We start from the raw sequence: 14,819 nt of genomic DNA, 5'->3' as shown, positions 1-14,819 counted from the left end.
GATCAGTCGGCCGGCTTCGTCGCCGGCCCCGCCGGGGACCCGTCCCCTTCCGCTGCATTCGTCCCGGGCAGCTTGCCGTCGCGCAGGATGGCTTCCTCGGTCTTCTTGTTGAGGACGATGATGCCGATGCGGCGATTCTGCGGATTGAACGGATCGGCCGGATCGAAGAGCACCGTCGAGGCCTGGCCGACGACGCGGATCACCTTGCCGTCGGCCATGCCCCCCGCGACCAGCTCGCGCCGCGAGGCATTCGCGCGGCTGGCGGACAGCTCCCAGTTGCCGATGCCCTTGTCGCCGCCGGCGAAGGGCTTGGCGTCGGTATGGCCGGAGAGGGAGATGCGGTTGTCCACCTCGTTGAGCGAACGGCCGATCTCGCGCAGGATGTCGCGCATGTAGGGCTTCAGCTCGGCGCTGGACAGGTCGAACATCGGCCGGTTCTTTTCGTCCACGATCTGGATGCGCAGACCCTCGTTGGTGATGTCGAGGACCAGCTGCTTCTGGTACTGGTGCAGGGAGGGATTGGCCTCGATCGCCTTCTCGATCTTCTTCTTCAGCTCGTCCAGCTTCTCCCGTTCCTTGCGCTCCAGTTCCGCCTGCAGGGCGCGCGGATCGTAGGTCTTCTTCTCGGTCTTGGTCTGGCCGGCCTTGACCTGGCCGGCGATGCGCGTGAGGTCCATGCCGCCGCCCTGCAGGACGCTGGACGCGTCGCCGGTACCGGAGCCGCCCTGCATGGCGACCTTCAGCGGCGTCGCGAAGTAGTCGGCGATGCCCTTCAGGTCGCCCTTGGTGGTCGAGCCGAGCAGCCACATGAGCAGGAAGAAGGCCATCATCGCCGTGACGAAATCGGCATAGGCGATCTTCCAGGCGCCGCCATGATGCCCGCCGCCGCCCTTCCTGATCCGTTTGACGACGATCGGCCGCTGGGTCTCGTCGCTCACCTGTTTTTCCTCTGCTTGACCTCGTCCTCCAACTCGCGGAAACCCGGCCGCTCGGTCGAGTAGAGCACCTTGCGCCCGAACTCCACCGCCACCTGCGGTGCATAGCCGTTCATGCTGGCGAGCAGCGTGACCTTCATGCACTGGAGCATCTTGGTCGCCTCGTGCAGCTTCTGCTCCAGCAGCGAGGCCAGCGGCGCGACGAAGCCGTAGGAGAGCAGGATGCCGAGGAAGGTGCCGACCAGGGCGGCGGCGATCAGCTTGCCCAGCTCGGCCGGCGGAATGCCGACCGATTCCATGGTGTGCACCACGCCCATCACCGCCGCGACGATGCCGAAGGCCGGCAGGCCGTCCGCCAGCTTCGACAGCGCATGCACCGGGATCTCGCCTTCGTGGTGGTGGGTCTCGATCTCGTTGTCCATCAGGTTCTCGATCTCGAAGGCATTCAGGTTGCCGCCGACCATCATGCGCATGTAGTCGGTGAGGAACTCCATGGCGTGGTGATCGTTCTGGATGTGCGGATACTTCGAGAAGATCGGGCTCGCTTCCGGATTCTCCACGTCCGATTCGATGGACATCAGGCCTTCCTTGCGCACCTTGGCCAGGATCTCGTACAGCATGGACAGCAGGTCGATGTACAGGGCCTTGGTGAACTTGGACCCCTTGAGCAGGCCCGGCAGGGACTTCAACGTGGCCTTGATGGTCTTCGGCGTATTCGCGACGAAGAAGGCGCCGAGGGCCGAGCCGCCGATCATGAGCAGTTCGACCGGCTGGAACAGCGCGGCGACATGCCCGCCGGCCATGACGAAACCGCCGAACACGGCGCCGAGCACCACGACATAACCGATGATTACGAGCATCCCCGCATCTCTCTGTTTTTAGTTGATATTCAGCTCCCGCAGGGGGGCGATGAGCTTGACAGGCATGCTTCGGATATCGGCCTGCCGCCGCGGAACTTGAGCGGGACAAAAAAAAGCCGCCCGGAATTGGAGAGGCCGGGCGGCGCGAGTCCCCTTGCAGAGCAAGGAGGAGGTCAGACGGTCTTCAAACGGTCATCGCGGCCGCTTCCGCGTTGCGCTTGGTCTTGCCCGCCCGGGCCGGCACATGGCACAGGCCGCAGGCGTAATCCTGGGTCAGGTCGAGGGCATGGGCGACGAAATGGCCGCCGCAGTCCTTGCACTGCGCCATTTTCAGCATGTCGGCGTCGAAGAATCGCACCAGCGTCCAGGCGCGGGTCAGCGAGAGCACGCACTCCAGCCCATGCAGCTCGATGTGCTCGAGATACAGGCGGTAGCCCTTGACGACGGCCTTCAGGCCGCGCAGTTCGGTGTTGCCGAGCATGAACTGGTAGAAGGACATGAACAGCGAGGCATGCACGTTCGGCTGCCAGGTGAGGAACCAGTCCGTCGAGAACGGCAGCATGCCCTTCGGCGGCGAGACGCCCTTCACTTCCTTGTACAGCTTGAGCAGGCGTTCGCGGGAAAGGTTGGTTTCGGCTTCGAGGAGCTGCAGGCGCGCGCCCAGGCGGATCAGTTCGGCGGCGAGCTGGATTTCCTGCGCTTCGGTGACGACGCTCTTGTTTCGCATGGCCGGCTCAGGCAATCGCCTCGACCGGCTTGGCGGAAGCCAGGATGGCGGCATGCGTATGCGCCGTGCCGCGATCCCGCTCATGGCTGGAGAGCAGTCCGAGCAGCAGCTTGTCGTCGAAGCGGAAGCGGCACAGGACCATGTTCGAGCCGGCCATCTTCAGCACCTGCCCGGGTGTCAGGCGCTCGATCACGTCGGCCATGTCGGCACCGATGCCCAGGCGATACTGGGCGGTTTCGCGATCGGCCCGGATCAGTTGCTGGGCCAGCATCAGGTAAGTCAGGTTCAGTTCCTTGATTTCGTTGTAGGTATCGGCACTGCTCATGTTTGCGCTCCTCCGCTCATTGGAGCCACCCGTTGGCTGGATGGCCCGGCACCCCCTGGTGCCTTTGTTGAACGAATTCTGCAGCCGATGCGCCGCCGGCAAAATCGGCCGCCCTCCGTATTTGTCGTACGAAAGGAGGCAATCCGTCCTGTAGGAACTATTCCTACATGGGCGGACTTTTCGCTTCTTACGTTTTGTTACGGCAAGTCCGGGAAAAACTTTAGGAATTTTTTGAAAAAAATATTCTCTTATTGGCCAGCAGGTTACAGCCGGCGAACTAGTGGAGGACGGCTCTTCCCTTGATTTGTTCCCCCACCAGCCGCTCGGTCAGGACTTCGCTGTCGACCGGCCTGCTGAAGTGGAAACCCTGGAAGCGGTCGCATTGCGCCTTCTGCAGCAGTTCGACCTGGCGAGCCGTTTCCACGCCTTCGGCGATGGTCATGAGGCGCAGGCTTTTCGCCAGTGCCATGATGGTATGCACGATGGCCGTATCCTCGTCGTTGATGCCGACTGCGCTGACGAAGGATTTGTCGATCTTGAGGATGTCGATCGGGAAACGCTTCAGATAGGACAGCGAGGAATATCCCGTGCCGAAGTCGTCGATGGAGAGCTTCACGCCCATGTGCTTGAGCGCCCGCAGCATGCCGACGGCGGACTCGGCATCGTGCATGACCACCGATTCGGTGATTTCCAGCGTCAGGGCCTGCGGCCGCAGGCCGGAGTCCGCCAGGGCGCGATTGACGATGTCGAGCAGGCGCGGCTGGGCAAACTGCACGGCGGACACGTTCACCGAGATCGACAAGTCGGTAAACCCCTGGTCGTGCCAGGCCTTGGCCTGGCGGCAGGACTGGCGCAGCACCCACTCGCCGATATCGACGATCAGCCCCGACTCGTCGGCGATGGGGATGAAGCGGTCGGGCGGAATGAGGCCGCGTTCGGGATGCCGCCACCGCACCAGCGCCTCGGCGCCGACGGTATTCAGGGCGGCGGCATCGACACAGGGCTGGAATTGCAGGAACAGTTCGTTGCGCTCGATCGCATGGCGCAGTTCGCTTTCCATGGCGATGCGCTCGGCCGAGGTGGCGTTCATCTCCCGCACGTAGAAACGATAGCCGTTGCCGCCGCCGCGCTTGGCGTTGGCCATGGCCGTCTCGGCGTTCATCAGGAGGTCATACACCTGGCGGCCGTCTTCCGGTACCAGTGCAACGCCGATGGAACAGGTCAGATACAGCTCGATGCCGGCGTGCACGAACGGCGCCTCGAAGGCCTGTTTCAGCCATTCCGCGAAATTCTGCACCGCGATCCTGTCGGTCAGGCCGGGATAGAAGATGCCGAACTCGTCGCCGCCGAAGCGGGCCAGGATGGCGCCGGACTCGGCGGCGCACTCCTTCAGCCTGGCCGCCGCCTGGCGCAGGATCTCGTTGCCGGCCTCGTAGCCGAAGGAACTGTTGATGCGCAGGAAGCGGTCGAGATCGATGTAGAGCAGCGTGCCGCAGGGCGTCTTGCCAAGCGATTCGCATTCGCCGATGCACTCGGTGACGCGGGCGCAAAAATAATTGTGGTTGGGCAGGTTCGACAGCTTGTCGAAATAGGCCAGCTCCATGATGCGCGTGTCGGCCTGCCGCACCGCGCTGCGCGCCGCCGCCCCCTTCAGCTCGCGCTCGATGACGGGAATCAGCCGCGCGAAATTGCCCTTCTGGATATAGTCGTTCACCCCCTCGCCCATCGCCGAATAGGCCGCCTGGTCGCTGATGTGGCCGGAGTAGATGATGAAGGGAATGTCCTTGCCGCTCTGCTTGAGGATCTCCAGCGCCGTCAGGGCGTCGAAGCCCGGCATGGAATGGTCGCAGATGATGACATCCCAGTCGCCGGCACTGAGCGCATCGCTCATCTCCGATCCGGTGTCGACCCGCTTGTAGTCGACCTTGGCGCCGCGCGAAGCCAGCTCCGAATAGAGCAGGAATGCGTCGTCCTCAGAGTCATCCACAATCAGCATGCTGATGGGCTGTTCCCGCAACAACATGTTCATGTTCGCGCGTTCCATCACGGTCCGGTCTTGTCCGAATAATAGCGATACGTCGGGGTTGACCGGTAAACGGCTGAGCGGATGGAAACTTTAGGGAGCTTGCGTTAAATATTTAACACTTTGGGCTCAAGGGCTTGCTTGGAACTGCGGCGAGGCGATCCGATTCCCGCCCTGCTGCTTGGCAAGATAAACGCCCTCGTCGGCGCGTTTTATCAGCGCGTCGACATTGGCCATGGATGCCTCGCGCACCGCCACGCCCGCGCTCATGCCGGCCTTCAGGCGCTGATCGCCCACCTTCACGGGCGTCTGCTCGACGGCATGCCGTATGCGTTCGGCGCAGGCCAGCGCCGCCTGCAATGGGGTGTCCGGGCAGATGACCAGGAATTCGTCGCCGCCCGTGCGGCACACCACGTCCTGGCTGCGCACCGCGCCGCGAACGGTCGACGCCACCTGCTTCAGGTAGGCGTCGCCGATATCGTGTCCGTTGGCGTCATTGACCTGCTTGAACTGGTCGAGGTCGATCACCATGCAGGCCAGCGGCCGCTTGTTGCGCACGCTGGCCGCCCACTCCTGCTCCATGTGCGCCATGGCGTGGCGGCGGTTGGGCAGCCCGGTCAGGTCGTCGGTCAGCGCCGCCTCCTGCAGCCGGCGGTTGGAGATCGACAGTTCCGCGGCGAAACGGCGCAACTCCTCGCGGTCGTGTTCAATCTCCTGATGCAGATGCACGATGCGCCGGCTCGCGCGCAAGCGCGCCGCCAGCAGGCGCGGCTCGATGGGCTTGGCCAGATAGTCGTCCACGCCGATTTCGAAACCCCTGGCCAGCGTCTCCCCGCTTTCGTGCGCCGTCAGCATCAGGATGTACATGCCGCGCCCCAGGCGCGTCTCGCGCAATGCCCGGGTGACCTCGAGGCCATCCGGCTGCGGCAGGCTGCGGGCAGTGACGAGGACGTGCGGCTGGACTTCCAGGGCAAGGTGCAGCGCCTCCTGTCCGTCGGCCGCCTCGACAACCTCAAAGCCTTCCTGTTCCAGTGTCGTGCGCGCCAAGGCGCGGACCTCCCGCTCGGCATCCGCCACCAGAACACGCAGACGGGACGGTCCTGACCCCTTCGCAGGGATTTCCTCCTCCTCCGCCGTCGAGTTGGCCAGTTGATCGAAACTCGGCAAGGGCGATGCGGCCACGTTGAGGATGGCGGCCCACTCACGCCACTCCGCCACGACGCCATCGCATAGCTGGATGAGGTCGCCGTTCTCGATCGACAGGCGTGCGCCCAGCACGAACAGGCGCGGCAGGGTTGCCGCCCGCCCTGCCTCGTCGGCAATGCAGATGTCGGCGATCAGGCGCGAAAGCGCAAGCGACTGGACCAGCGCATACTCGCGGCTGCTTCTTGAAAAAACCGTCTCGTCGCATCGCTCGTGGGCAAGCACGATGTCGCAGAAGATCTTCGGCAGCCCCCAGTCCGACAGCATGGCGACCGTCAGGTCGCGGTGATTCATGGCGAACCGCTCCGCTTCCAGGCCGGCCAGGTCGGCCTGGCGGGCTTTCGACGCCACGCGCAGGACAGCGGAATAGTCCTCCGGATACAAAGTCGCCAGGGCCAGCTCGCCGACCCGGGCCAGCAGTCCGACGGAAAACGCCTCTTCGGCCTGCGCCGCGCGCGTGCGCAGGGTCAGTTCCTGCAGGGCGATGCCGCAGGCAAGCGATGCCGTCCAGAAGTGCGGGTAATCGAAACCCTTGCAGGCGCCATCCTTGTATTGCGACAGGAGCGAGAACCCCAGCGCCAGGTTGCGCACTGCCGGCATGCCGAGCACGACCAGGGCTTCCTGCACCGAAACGACGGGGCGACCGGGGTTGGCGTTTACGGAATTGGCGGCCTTGATGAGCCGGCCGACGAAGGCGGGATCGGACTTGATGATCCGCGCCAGCTCGGCCATGGAGGCATCTTCCTTCTGCGTCAGGCGCATGATGGCCAGGGCCACCCCCTTGGGCGAGGGCAGGTTGCCGGAGGCTTTCAGTTTCTCGAATTTGGAGAGATCCATCGGGATCATGGACGGATTGGGCTGTGGTCTGATTCGGTCTGGAAACAGGCTGCAAAATGCCTACCCAGGGTTTTACGGCCGGCTGGCCGGTTTCTTTAGGAATCCGCCATGAAGGTAGAATAGCCCGATGAATTACTGTAGCCACTGCGGTGCCCCGGTCGGCCTGAAGATCCCGGCAGGCGACACCCTGCCGCGCCACGTGTGCGAGCGCTGCGGCACCATCCATTACCTGAACCCGAAGCTGGTGATCGGCGCCATTCCCGAATGGGAAGACAAGATCCTGCTGTGCCGCCGCGCCATCGAACCGCGCTCAGGCTTGTGGACGCTGCCGGCCGGCTTCATGGAAAACGCCGAGACCACCGCCGAGGCGGCAGCGCGGGAAACCCTGGAGGAGGCCTGCGCGCGGGTCGAGATCGGCGAGATGTTCACCTTCATCAACGTGCCGCACATCAACCAGGTGCATATCCTCTACCGGGCACGGCTGCTCGATCTGGATTTCGCGCCCGGCCAGGAGTCCCTGGAGGTCCGGCTCTTCGAAGAAACCGCCATCCCCTGGAAGGAAATCGCCTTCCGCACCATCGGCCTGACACTGCAGCACTATTTCGAGGACCGGAAGGCCGGATTCTACGGCTTTCACGCCAGGGACCTGCTTTTCTCCCCCAAGTAGTCTTACTGCACGTCAGCCAGGTCGAACACCACCGGCAGGCGCACGGCGAACTCCTGTCCGCGCAGCGAGTCCGGCAGTGCCGCAGAGGCCGCCGCATGCGACATCATGGCGACCGCCTCGCGGTCGAGAATTTCGTGGCCGCTCGAGCGCGCCAGCTGTATCTGCCGGGCACGCCCCTGCCGCGAGACATCCACCTGGACTTCCGCCGTCCCCGTCCAGCCGCGCTCGAGCGCCAGCGGCGGATAACGGCGGTGGCTGCGCGCTTCACGCGCGAGGCCGATGCGATAGACGCGAATACCATCGGCATCCAGCCCGGCTGCCGCCCCCGCCGACGCCACGGCGCCCCCCTCCTTGTCGGTGATGGCCGTTGCCATCTGGCTGGCCAATCCGGGTGTGCCGGCAGCGGAAACGGCCGGCCCCGTCCTGTCCGCCACAGCCTGGGTACCGGTCGCCCTCCCTCGTGGCGGGGCCGGTTTCGTCGCAGGCTTGCGTAAGAGCGCGGAAGTTCCCGGTCCTGGCGCAGCGGCTGGCACAGGGGCTGCCGCGGCTCGCAGGGTGGCGGCGATGGGCGGCGAACCGGCCTGTCGGGCAATGCCCGGGTAGGCCGGCCAGAACAGGAAGAAATGCAGGACGACGGAAAATGTCAAAGCCGGCAGGAGGGCGCTGCCGCTTCCTTCTTTTCCGACAAGGCTTTGAAAACTCACGATGCTCTGATACGCTACGGCAACATTATGATTTTACACCGAAGATCGGACTGAAAATCGTCATGCCCAACCCGGGTCATCCGCTCATCCTGACGCTCGACATGAATGGGGCACCGCACCGCTGGGTGACCTGGCAGCACGCCTGCTTTTATTACGCCAAGAATCTCGTCGCCTGGGTCGCCGGCGACCACAGCTTCACCTTCCACGGCGGCATGAGCCGCAGCACCGGCGAACGATCCTTCATCACGGTCGACAGCATCATCGCCATCAAGGGCAAGGCGCTGGCGCCGCGCGCCCGTTCCGCCGTGCCGCCGTTGAACAACCGCGAACTGTTCCATCGCGACCGCCACACCTGCGCCTACTGCGGCCACGAGTACTCTTTCCTGCGCCTGACGCGCGACCACATCCAGCCCGTCTCCCAGGGCGGCCGCGACCTGTGGATGAACGTCGTCACCGCCTGCCGCCATTGCAACCAGAGGAAAAGCGGGCGCACGCCGGAGCAGGCCGGCATGGAGTTGCTCTATACGCCCTACGTGCCGAACAAGGCCGAGTTCCTCATCCTCTGCAACCGCCATATCCTTGCCGACCAGATGGACTTTCTGGCGCAGCACGTCTCGGCGCACAGTCGGCTGAAGACGGCGGCCTGACCTGTAAAATGGGTGGATGCAACTGCCGCCCGAGACCAAGCTTCTTACCTCATACCGCAAGCACTGGGCCCACCGCTTCGGCGTGTCGTCCTTCCTGCCCATGTCGCGTGCCGAAATGGAGGCGCGCGGCTGGGACGAGTGCGACGTCATTCTCGTCACCGGCGACGCCTACATCGACCATCCCAGCTTCGGCATGGCGCTGATCGGGCGGCTGCTCGAGGCGCAGGGCTTCCGCGTCGGCATCGTCAGCCAGCCCGACTGGCATTCGGCGGAGCCCTTCCGCGCGCTGGGCCGGCCGAAGCTCTTCTTCGGCGTTACCGCCGGCAACATGGATTCGATGGTCAACCGCTACACCGCCGACCGCAAGATCCGCTCCGACGACGCCTATACGCCGAACGCCGAGCCGGGCAAGCGGCCCGACCGCGCGGTCGTCGTCTATGCCCAGCGCTGCCGCGAGGCCTGGCCCGGCACGCCGGTGGTGATCGGCAGCATCGAGGCCAGCCTGCGACGCATCGCGCATTACGACTACTGGTCCGACACGGTGCGCCGCTCGGTGCTGGCCGATTCGAAGGCCGACCTGCTGCTCTTCGGCAATGCCGAGCGCGCCATCGTCGAACTCGCCCACCGCCTGGCGAAGGGCGTGCCGATCCGCGAGATCCGCGACCTGCGCGGCTCCGCCTTCATGGTGCCGCGCGGCTGGCGGCCCGGCGCGGAATGGACGGAAACCGACTCGACCGAGGTGGACACGCCGGGTGCCGTGCATGCGCATCCCGATCCCTACGCGATGCAGGAGGCGAAAGTCAGTCCCGCCGAGACGGCGGCAAGCGTGCCTGTCCGCTTCATGAAAATGCAAGCGCGCCGCGCCGCGCGCGCCCACACGGTCATCCGCCTGCCGGCCTACGAGCAGGTGAAAGACGACCCGGTGCTCTACGCCCACGCCTCGCGCACCTTCCACCTCGAATCGAACCCGGGCAATGCGCGGGCGCTGGTGCAGGCCCATGGGGAGCGCGACGTCTGGCTCAACCCGCCGCCGGTGCCGCTCACCACGCCGGAGATGGACTACGTCTACGGCATGCCCTTCGCCCGCGCGCCGCATCCGTCCTACGGCGGCGCGAAGATCCCGGCCTGGGAGATGATCCGCTTCTCCATCAACATCATGCGCGGCTGCTTCGGCGGCTGCACCTTCTGCTCGATCACCGAGCACGAGGGCCGCATCATCCAGAGCCGCTCCGAGCAGTCGATCCTGCACGAGATCGAGGAAATCCGCGACAAGACGCCCGGCTTCACCGGTGTCATCTCCGACCTCGGCGGGCCGACCGCCAACATGTATCGCCTGCAATGCAAGGACGCCAGGATCGAGGAATCCTGCCGGCGCCTGTCCTGCGTCTATCCGGACATCTGCCCGAACATGGGCACCGACCACGGCCCGCTGGTGCAGCTCTACCGCAAGGCGCGCGCCCTGACCGGCATCAAGAAGGTGCTGATCGGCTCGGGGCTGCGCTACGACCTCGCCGTGCGCTCGCCCGAGTACGTCAAGGAACTGATCACGCACCACGTCGGCGGCTATCTCAAGATCGCCCCCGAGCACACCGAGGCCGGGCCGCTGTCGAAAATGATGAAACCGGGCATCGGCGCCTACGACAAGTTCAAGGCGATGTTCGAGAAGTATTCGGCCGAGGCCGGCAAGGAGCAGTACCTCATCCCCTACTTCATCGCCGCCCATCCCGGCACCACCGACGAGGACATGCTGGCGCTCGCACTGTGGCTGAAGAGGAACGGCTTCCGCCTCGACCAGGTGCAGACCTTCCTGCCGACGCCGCTGGCGCTGGCCACCGCGATGTACCACACTGGCAAGAATCCCCTGCGCAAGGTGACCGCCGCCGCGGAGGGCGTCGAGGTGGTGCGCAGCGGCCGCGTGCGCAAGCTGCACAAGGCCTTCCTGCGCTACCACGACCCGGAGAACTGGCCGCTGCTGCGCGAGGCGCTGCGCCGCATGGGCCGCGCCGACCTGATCGGCAACGGCCACCGCCACCTGGTGCCCGGCTTCCAGCCGGCGGGGACGGGCCGAACGGCCGCGCAGCCCTCCCGCGCTGCGAAGCGCCCCGCCGGAGCCTGCCGCGGCGGGCGATCGCCGAAAAAGCGTTAAGGAATTCACGCTTGCCATGAGGGCTTTCGCGCGAGGCGTTGCATAATTCACGGAGTCGATGCCAAGCAATAAGTTATCATCCTCGCGAGTACAGCCTGACTCGACGACCGTGAGCGAAGCAACCGAAAACAAGCCAGCCTCCGGCAAGGCCTCGCTCCATCTGGGCGAGAGCCTTCCCGAAGACCAGTTGCACCATGACCCGCTGCTCGACTGCCTGGTCGAGCTGACCCGCATCCACGGCCGCCCCAGCACGCGGGCCGCCCTTTCGGCGGGCCTGCCCCTGCCGAAGATCGGCCTGACGCCATCCCTGTTCCATCGCGCCGCGTCCCGCGCCGGCTTTTCCAGCAAGGTGGTGCGCCGCCCGCTGGAAAAGATCGAAACCGTGCTGCTGCCCGCCATCCTGCTGCTGGAGAACAACGAGGCCTGCCTGCTGATGCGCTGGGAGGACGGCGGCGCCAGTGCGCAGGTGCTGTTCCCGGACGCGGCGCAGGGCGGTGTCGCGATCTCCCGCGAGGCGCTCGAGGCGCGCTACGCCGGCATCGTCATCTTCGCCCGGCCGCATTTCCGCTTCGACCAGCGCACGCCGGAAGTGGGCGAGGTGGTGCAGCGCCACTGGTTCTGGAGCGCCTTCCTGGACCAGATGCCGGTCTATCGCGACGTCCTCATGGCCGCCGCGCTGATCAACGTGCTGGCCCTGGCGATGCCGCTGTTCACCATGAACGTGTACGACCGCGTGGTGCCCAACTTCGCGGTGGAAACCCTGTGGATGATGGCGGCGGGCATCCTGCTGGTGCTCGGCGTCGACTACGCGCTGCGCCTGTTGCGCGGCCATTTCGTCGATCTCGCCGGCGCCCGCATCGACAACAAGCTCTCGGCGCTGATCATGGAGCGCGTGCTGGGCATGCGCATGGCCGACAGGCCGGCCTCGGTCGGCTCCTTCGCCGCCAACCTGCGCTCCTTCGAGTCGGTGCGCGACTTCATCGCCTCGGCCACGGTCACCGCGCTGATCGACTGGCCCTTCGCCCTCCTCTTCCTGCTGGTGATGGCGTGGATCTCCTGGCCGCTGGTCTTCGTTCCGATGCTGGGCGGCATCGGCATGCTGATCTACAGCTACGTCATCCAGCACAAGATGCACGAGCTGTCGGAGACCACCTATCGCGCCACCGCGCTGCGCAACGCCACCCTGATCGAGAGCCTGACCGCCCTGGAGACCATCAAGGCGCACGGCGCCGAAGGCCAGATGCAGGCGAAGTGGGAGAAGACCGCCGCCTTCCTCGCCCGCGTCAGCGGCGAGCTGCGGCTGCTCTCCTCCTCGGCCATGAACGGCTCGGCCACGCTGCAGCAGTTCGTCAACCTCGCCACGGTCGTCGGCGGCGTGTACCTGATCCACGCCGGCATGCTGACCATGGGCGGCCTGATCGCCTGCACCATGCTGTCGGGCCGCGCGATGGCGCCGCTCGCGCAGCTGGTCGCCCTGCTGATGCAGTACCAGAACGCCCGCCTGGCGCTGAAGTCGCTCGAGGAGACCATGCAGCGGCCCACCGAGCGCTCCGGGGAGACCGCCTTCATCCATCGCGCCGAAATCCACGGCGAAATCGAGTTCCGCGACGTCACTTTCGGCTATGCCGCCGATACCGAGCCGGCCCTCAAGAACGTCTCCTTCAAGATCCGCCCCGGCGAACACGTCGTCGTGCTCGGCCGGGTCGGCTCCGGCAAGACCACACTCCAGAAACTGATGCTCGGCCTGTATGCGCCGACCTCGGGCGCGGTCTATATCGACGGCGTCGACCTGCGCCAGCTCGACCCCGCCGACGTGCGCCGCAACATCGGCTACGTCGGCCAGGACACCCTGCTCTTCTACGGCAGCCTGCGCGACAACATCGCCATCGGCGCGCCCTACGCCGACGACCAGACCGTCATCGAGGCGGCGGAAATGGGCGGCCTGGCCGATTTCGTCAATCGCCACCCGCAGGGCTTCGACATGCTGATCGGCGAGCGCGGCGAGTCGATCTCCGGCGGCCAGCGACAGGGCGTGGCGATGGCGCGCGCCGTGCTGCTCGACCCGCCGATCATGCTCCTCGACGAGCCGACCAGCTCGATGGATTTCAGCTCCGAAGAACAGCTGAAGGAACGCCTGCGCCGCTTCACCGAACACAAGACCATGGTCATCGTCACGCACCGGCTGAGCCTGCTCGACCTGGCCCACCGCATCATCGTTCTCGATGCCGGCCGGGTGGTCGCCGACGGCCCGCGCGACAAGGTGGTCGAGGCCCTGCAGTCGGGCAAGGTCGGAAAGGCAGTTCCATGAAGCCGGAAGACGTGCAGCCCTGGCTGAAGCGCGCCGGCAAGGTGCACGGCTGGCTGGAAACCGTCCGCCTCAGGGTGCAGCCGCACTTCGACCGCTGGCTGCAGGCCTGGCAGGCGGAAAAGGAGCGTCCCGAGCCGGACTTCGTCGCCGACGCCGACCTCTACATGATCCAGCAGGAACCGTTGCGCGCGCGCGTACTCCTGAAAAGCGGGGTGGTGGTGCTCTCGATCTTCGTCATGTGGGCGGCCGTCGCCCAGATCGACGAGATCACGCGCGGCGAAGGCAAGGTGATCCCCTCGCGCCAGCTGCAGGTGCTGCAGAGCCTCGACGGCGGCATCGTTGCCGAGATCGCCGTGCAGGAAGGCCAAGTCGTCGAGGCCGGCCAGGTCCTGCTGAAGGTCGACCCGACGCGCTTCGTCTCCTCCGTGCGCGAGAGCCGCGCCCAGCTCTACGCGCTGCAGGCCAAGGCGGCGCGGCTGCGGGCGCTGGCCGAGGGCACGCCGTTCGCGCCGCCGCCGGAAGCGCTCAAGGACGATCCGAAGACCGTGGAGGAAGAGCGCCGCCTGTACGAGTCGCGCGCCTCCGAACTGGAAGGCCAGATCGCCATCTCCCGCCAGCAACTGGTGCAGAAGCAGCAGGAACTCAACGAGGCCTCGTCCAAGCGGGCCCAGGCCGCCCAGGCCCATGACCTCACCGCCAAGGAACTGGCGGTCACCCGGCCACTGCTCAGTGCCGGCGCCGTCTCCGAAGTCGAGCTCCTCCGGCTCGAGCGCGACGTGTCCCGCTTCCGCGGCGAACGCGACATGGCCGCGGCGCAGATCGCACGCTCCCAGGCGGCCATCTCCGAGGCGATGCGCAAGGTGCAGGAAGTCGAGTTGAATTTCCGCAACGAGGCGCGCAAGGAACTGGCCGAAACCCAGGCCAAGCTGAATGCCATCACCGAAGGCAACGTCGGGCTGGCCGACAAGGTCAAGCATTCCGACATCCGCTCGCCGGTCCGCGGCACCGTCAAACGCCTGCTGGTCAACACCGTCGGCGGCGTCGTGCAGCCGGGCAAGGACGTCGTCGAGGTGGTGCCGCTGGAAGACAACCTGCTGCTCGAGGCCAAGGTGCTGCCGAAGGACATCGCCTTCCTGCGGCCGGGCCAGAAGGCCATCGTCAAGTTCACCGCCTACGATTTCTCGATCTATGGCGGCCTGGATGCGACCCTGGAAAACATCGGCGCCGACTCGATCACGGACGAGCGCGGCAACACCTTCTACACCGTCAAGGTGCGCACCGCGAAGTCGAGCCTGGGCGACAACCTGCCGGTCATTCCCGGCATGGTGGCCGAGGTCGACATCGTCACGGGCCAGAAAAGCATCCTTGCCTACCTGCTGAAACCGGTATTGAAGGCCAAACAGGCGGCGTTCACCGAGCGCTGAGGTAGTCGATGAC

At 65.6% G+C, this 14,819-nt stretch carries 12 protein-coding genes; 5 read left to right on the top strand and 7 right to left on the bottom strand.

The genetic code is table 11. The annotated features are described in order from the left end of the window. Positions 1 to 2: 2 nt before the first annotated feature. The 6 genes from motB to ROZ00_02025 form a co-directional block, all read right to left on the bottom strand. On the bottom strand, positions 3 to 938 hold the full coding sequence (gene motB, locus ROZ00_02050) for a flagellar motor protein MotB (GenBank protein MDT3734994.1): 936 nt from the start codon (positions 936 to 938) through the stop codon (positions 3 to 5). Then, positions 935 to 1,795 (bottom strand): flagellar motor stator protein MotA, encoded by an 861-nt coding sequence (gene motA / locus ROZ00_02045; GenBank protein ID MDT3734993.1) that lies wholly within the window; start codon positions 1,793 to 1,795, stop codon positions 935 to 937. Before motA ends, motB begins: the two co-directional genes overlap by 4 nt. Before the next feature lie 184 nt (positions 1,796 to 1,979). Continuing rightward, a complete protein-coding gene (gene flhC, locus ROZ00_02040; protein MDT3734992.1) occupies positions 1,980 to 2,522 on the bottom strand; it encodes a flagellar transcriptional regulator FlhC in 543 nt (180 codons plus the stop codon). 7 nt (positions 2,523 to 2,529) lie between these two features. Then, positions 2,530 to 2,847 (bottom strand): flagellar transcriptional regulator FlhD, encoded by a 318-nt coding sequence (gene flhD, locus ROZ00_02035; protein ID MDT3734991.1) that lies wholly within the window; start codon positions 2,845 to 2,847, stop codon positions 2,530 to 2,532. Positions 2,848 to 3,124: 277 nt separating this feature from the next. Continuing rightward, on the bottom strand, positions 3,125 to 4,876 hold the full coding sequence (locus ROZ00_02030) for a GGDEF domain-containing response regulator (protein ID MDT3734990.1): 1,752 nt from the start codon (positions 4,874 to 4,876) through the stop codon (positions 3,125 to 3,127). 123 nt (positions 4,877 to 4,999) lie between these two features. After that, complete coding sequence (locus ROZ00_02025; GenBank protein MDT3734989.1) at positions 5,000 to 6,910, bottom strand: diguanylate cyclase; 1,911 nt, start codon at positions 6,908 to 6,910, stop codon at positions 5,000 to 5,002. Between the two features lie 127 nt (positions 6,911 to 7,037). Here ROZ00_02025 and ROZ00_02020 point away from each other — a divergent pair, with 127 nt between their 5' ends. Beyond that, positions 7,038 to 7,577, top strand: coding sequence for an NUDIX hydrolase (locus tag ROZ00_02020; GenBank protein ID MDT3734988.1), 540 nt, complete (start codon positions 7,038 to 7,040; stop codon positions 7,575 to 7,577). A gap of 2 nt (positions 7,578 to 7,579) precedes the next feature. On the opposite strand, the gene ROZ00_02015 is transcribed toward ROZ00_02020, so the two are convergent. Then, on the bottom strand, positions 7,580 to 7,951 hold the full coding sequence (locus ROZ00_02015) for a TonB family protein (GenBank protein MDT3734987.1): 372 nt from the start codon (positions 7,949 to 7,951) through the stop codon (positions 7,580 to 7,582). 392 nt (positions 7,952 to 8,343) lie between these two features. Here ROZ00_02015 and ROZ00_02010 point away from each other — a divergent pair, with 392 nt between their 5' ends. The 4 genes from ROZ00_02010 to ROZ00_01995 all read left to right on the top strand — a co-directional run bounded on the left by ROZ00_02010 (position 8,344) and on the right by ROZ00_01995 (position 14,806). Then, a complete protein-coding gene (locus tag ROZ00_02010; GenBank protein ID MDT3734986.1) occupies positions 8,344 to 8,928 on the top strand; it encodes an HNH endonuclease in 585 nt (194 codons plus the stop codon). A gap of 16 nt (positions 8,929 to 8,944) precedes the next feature. Continuing rightward, positions 8,945 to 11,074 (top strand): YgiQ family radical SAM protein, encoded by a 2,130-nt coding sequence (locus ROZ00_02005; protein ID MDT3734985.1) that lies wholly within the window; start codon positions 8,945 to 8,947, stop codon positions 11,072 to 11,074. Between the two features lie 109 nt (positions 11,075 to 11,183). Then, positions 11,184 to 13,382: a type I secretion system permease/ATPase gene (locus ROZ00_02000; protein ID MDT3734984.1), complete on the top strand. Its 2,199-nt coding sequence runs from the start codon at positions 11,184 to 11,186 to the stop codon at positions 13,380 to 13,382. Next, positions 13,379 to 14,806 (top strand): HlyD family type I secretion periplasmic adaptor subunit, encoded by a 1,428-nt coding sequence (locus tag ROZ00_01995; GenBank protein MDT3734983.1) that lies wholly within the window; start codon positions 13,379 to 13,381, stop codon positions 14,804 to 14,806. Before ROZ00_02000 ends, ROZ00_01995 begins: the two co-directional genes overlap by 4 nt. The last annotated feature ends 13 nt before the right edge of the window (positions 14,807 to 14,819 follow it).

It is taken from the genome of Denitratisoma sp., assembly GCA_032027165.1.
Lineage (GTDB): Bacteria > Pseudomonadota > Gammaproteobacteria > Burkholderiales > Rhodocyclaceae > Desulfobacillus.
This window is presented reverse-complemented; position numbering and strand designations above follow the sequence as displayed.

Excerpts from the sequence above, each read along its gene's own strand:
- motA (MDT3734993.1), bottom strand. The coding sequence starts at position 1,795 with ATGCTCGTAATCATCGGTTATGTCGTGGTGCTCGGCGCCGTGTTCGGC.
- flhC (MDT3734992.1), bottom strand. The coding sequence starts at position 2,522 with ATGCGAAACAAGAGCGTCGTCACCGAAGCGCAGGAAATCCAGCTCGCC.
- flhD (MDT3734991.1), bottom strand. The coding sequence starts at position 2,847 with ATGAGCAGTGCCGATACCTACAACGAAATCAAGGAACTGAACCTGACT.
- ROZ00_02030 (MDT3734990.1), bottom strand. The coding sequence starts at position 4,876 with ATGAACATGTTGTTGCGGGAACAGCCCATCAGCATGCTGATTGTGGAT.
- ROZ00_02025 (MDT3734989.1), bottom strand. The coding sequence starts at position 6,910 with ATGGATCTCTCCAAATTCGAGAAACTGAAAGCCTCCGGCAACCTGCCC.
- ROZ00_02020 (MDT3734988.1), top strand. The coding sequence starts at position 7,038 with ATGAATTACTGTAGCCACTGCGGTGCCCCGGTCGGCCTGAAGATCCCG.
- ROZ00_02015 (MDT3734987.1), bottom strand. The coding sequence starts at position 7,951 with ATGGCAACGGCCATCACCGACAAGGAGGGGGGCGCCGTGGCGTCGGCG.
- ROZ00_02010 (MDT3734986.1), top strand. The coding sequence starts at position 8,344 with ATGCCCAACCCGGGTCATCCGCTCATCCTGACGCTCGACATGAATGGG.
- ROZ00_02005 (MDT3734985.1), top strand. The coding sequence starts at position 8,945 with ATGCAACTGCCGCCCGAGACCAAGCTTCTTACCTCATACCGCAAGCAC.
- ROZ00_01995 (MDT3734983.1), top strand. The coding sequence starts at position 13,379 with ATGAAGCCGGAAGACGTGCAGCCCTGGCTGAAGCGCGCCGGCAAGGTG.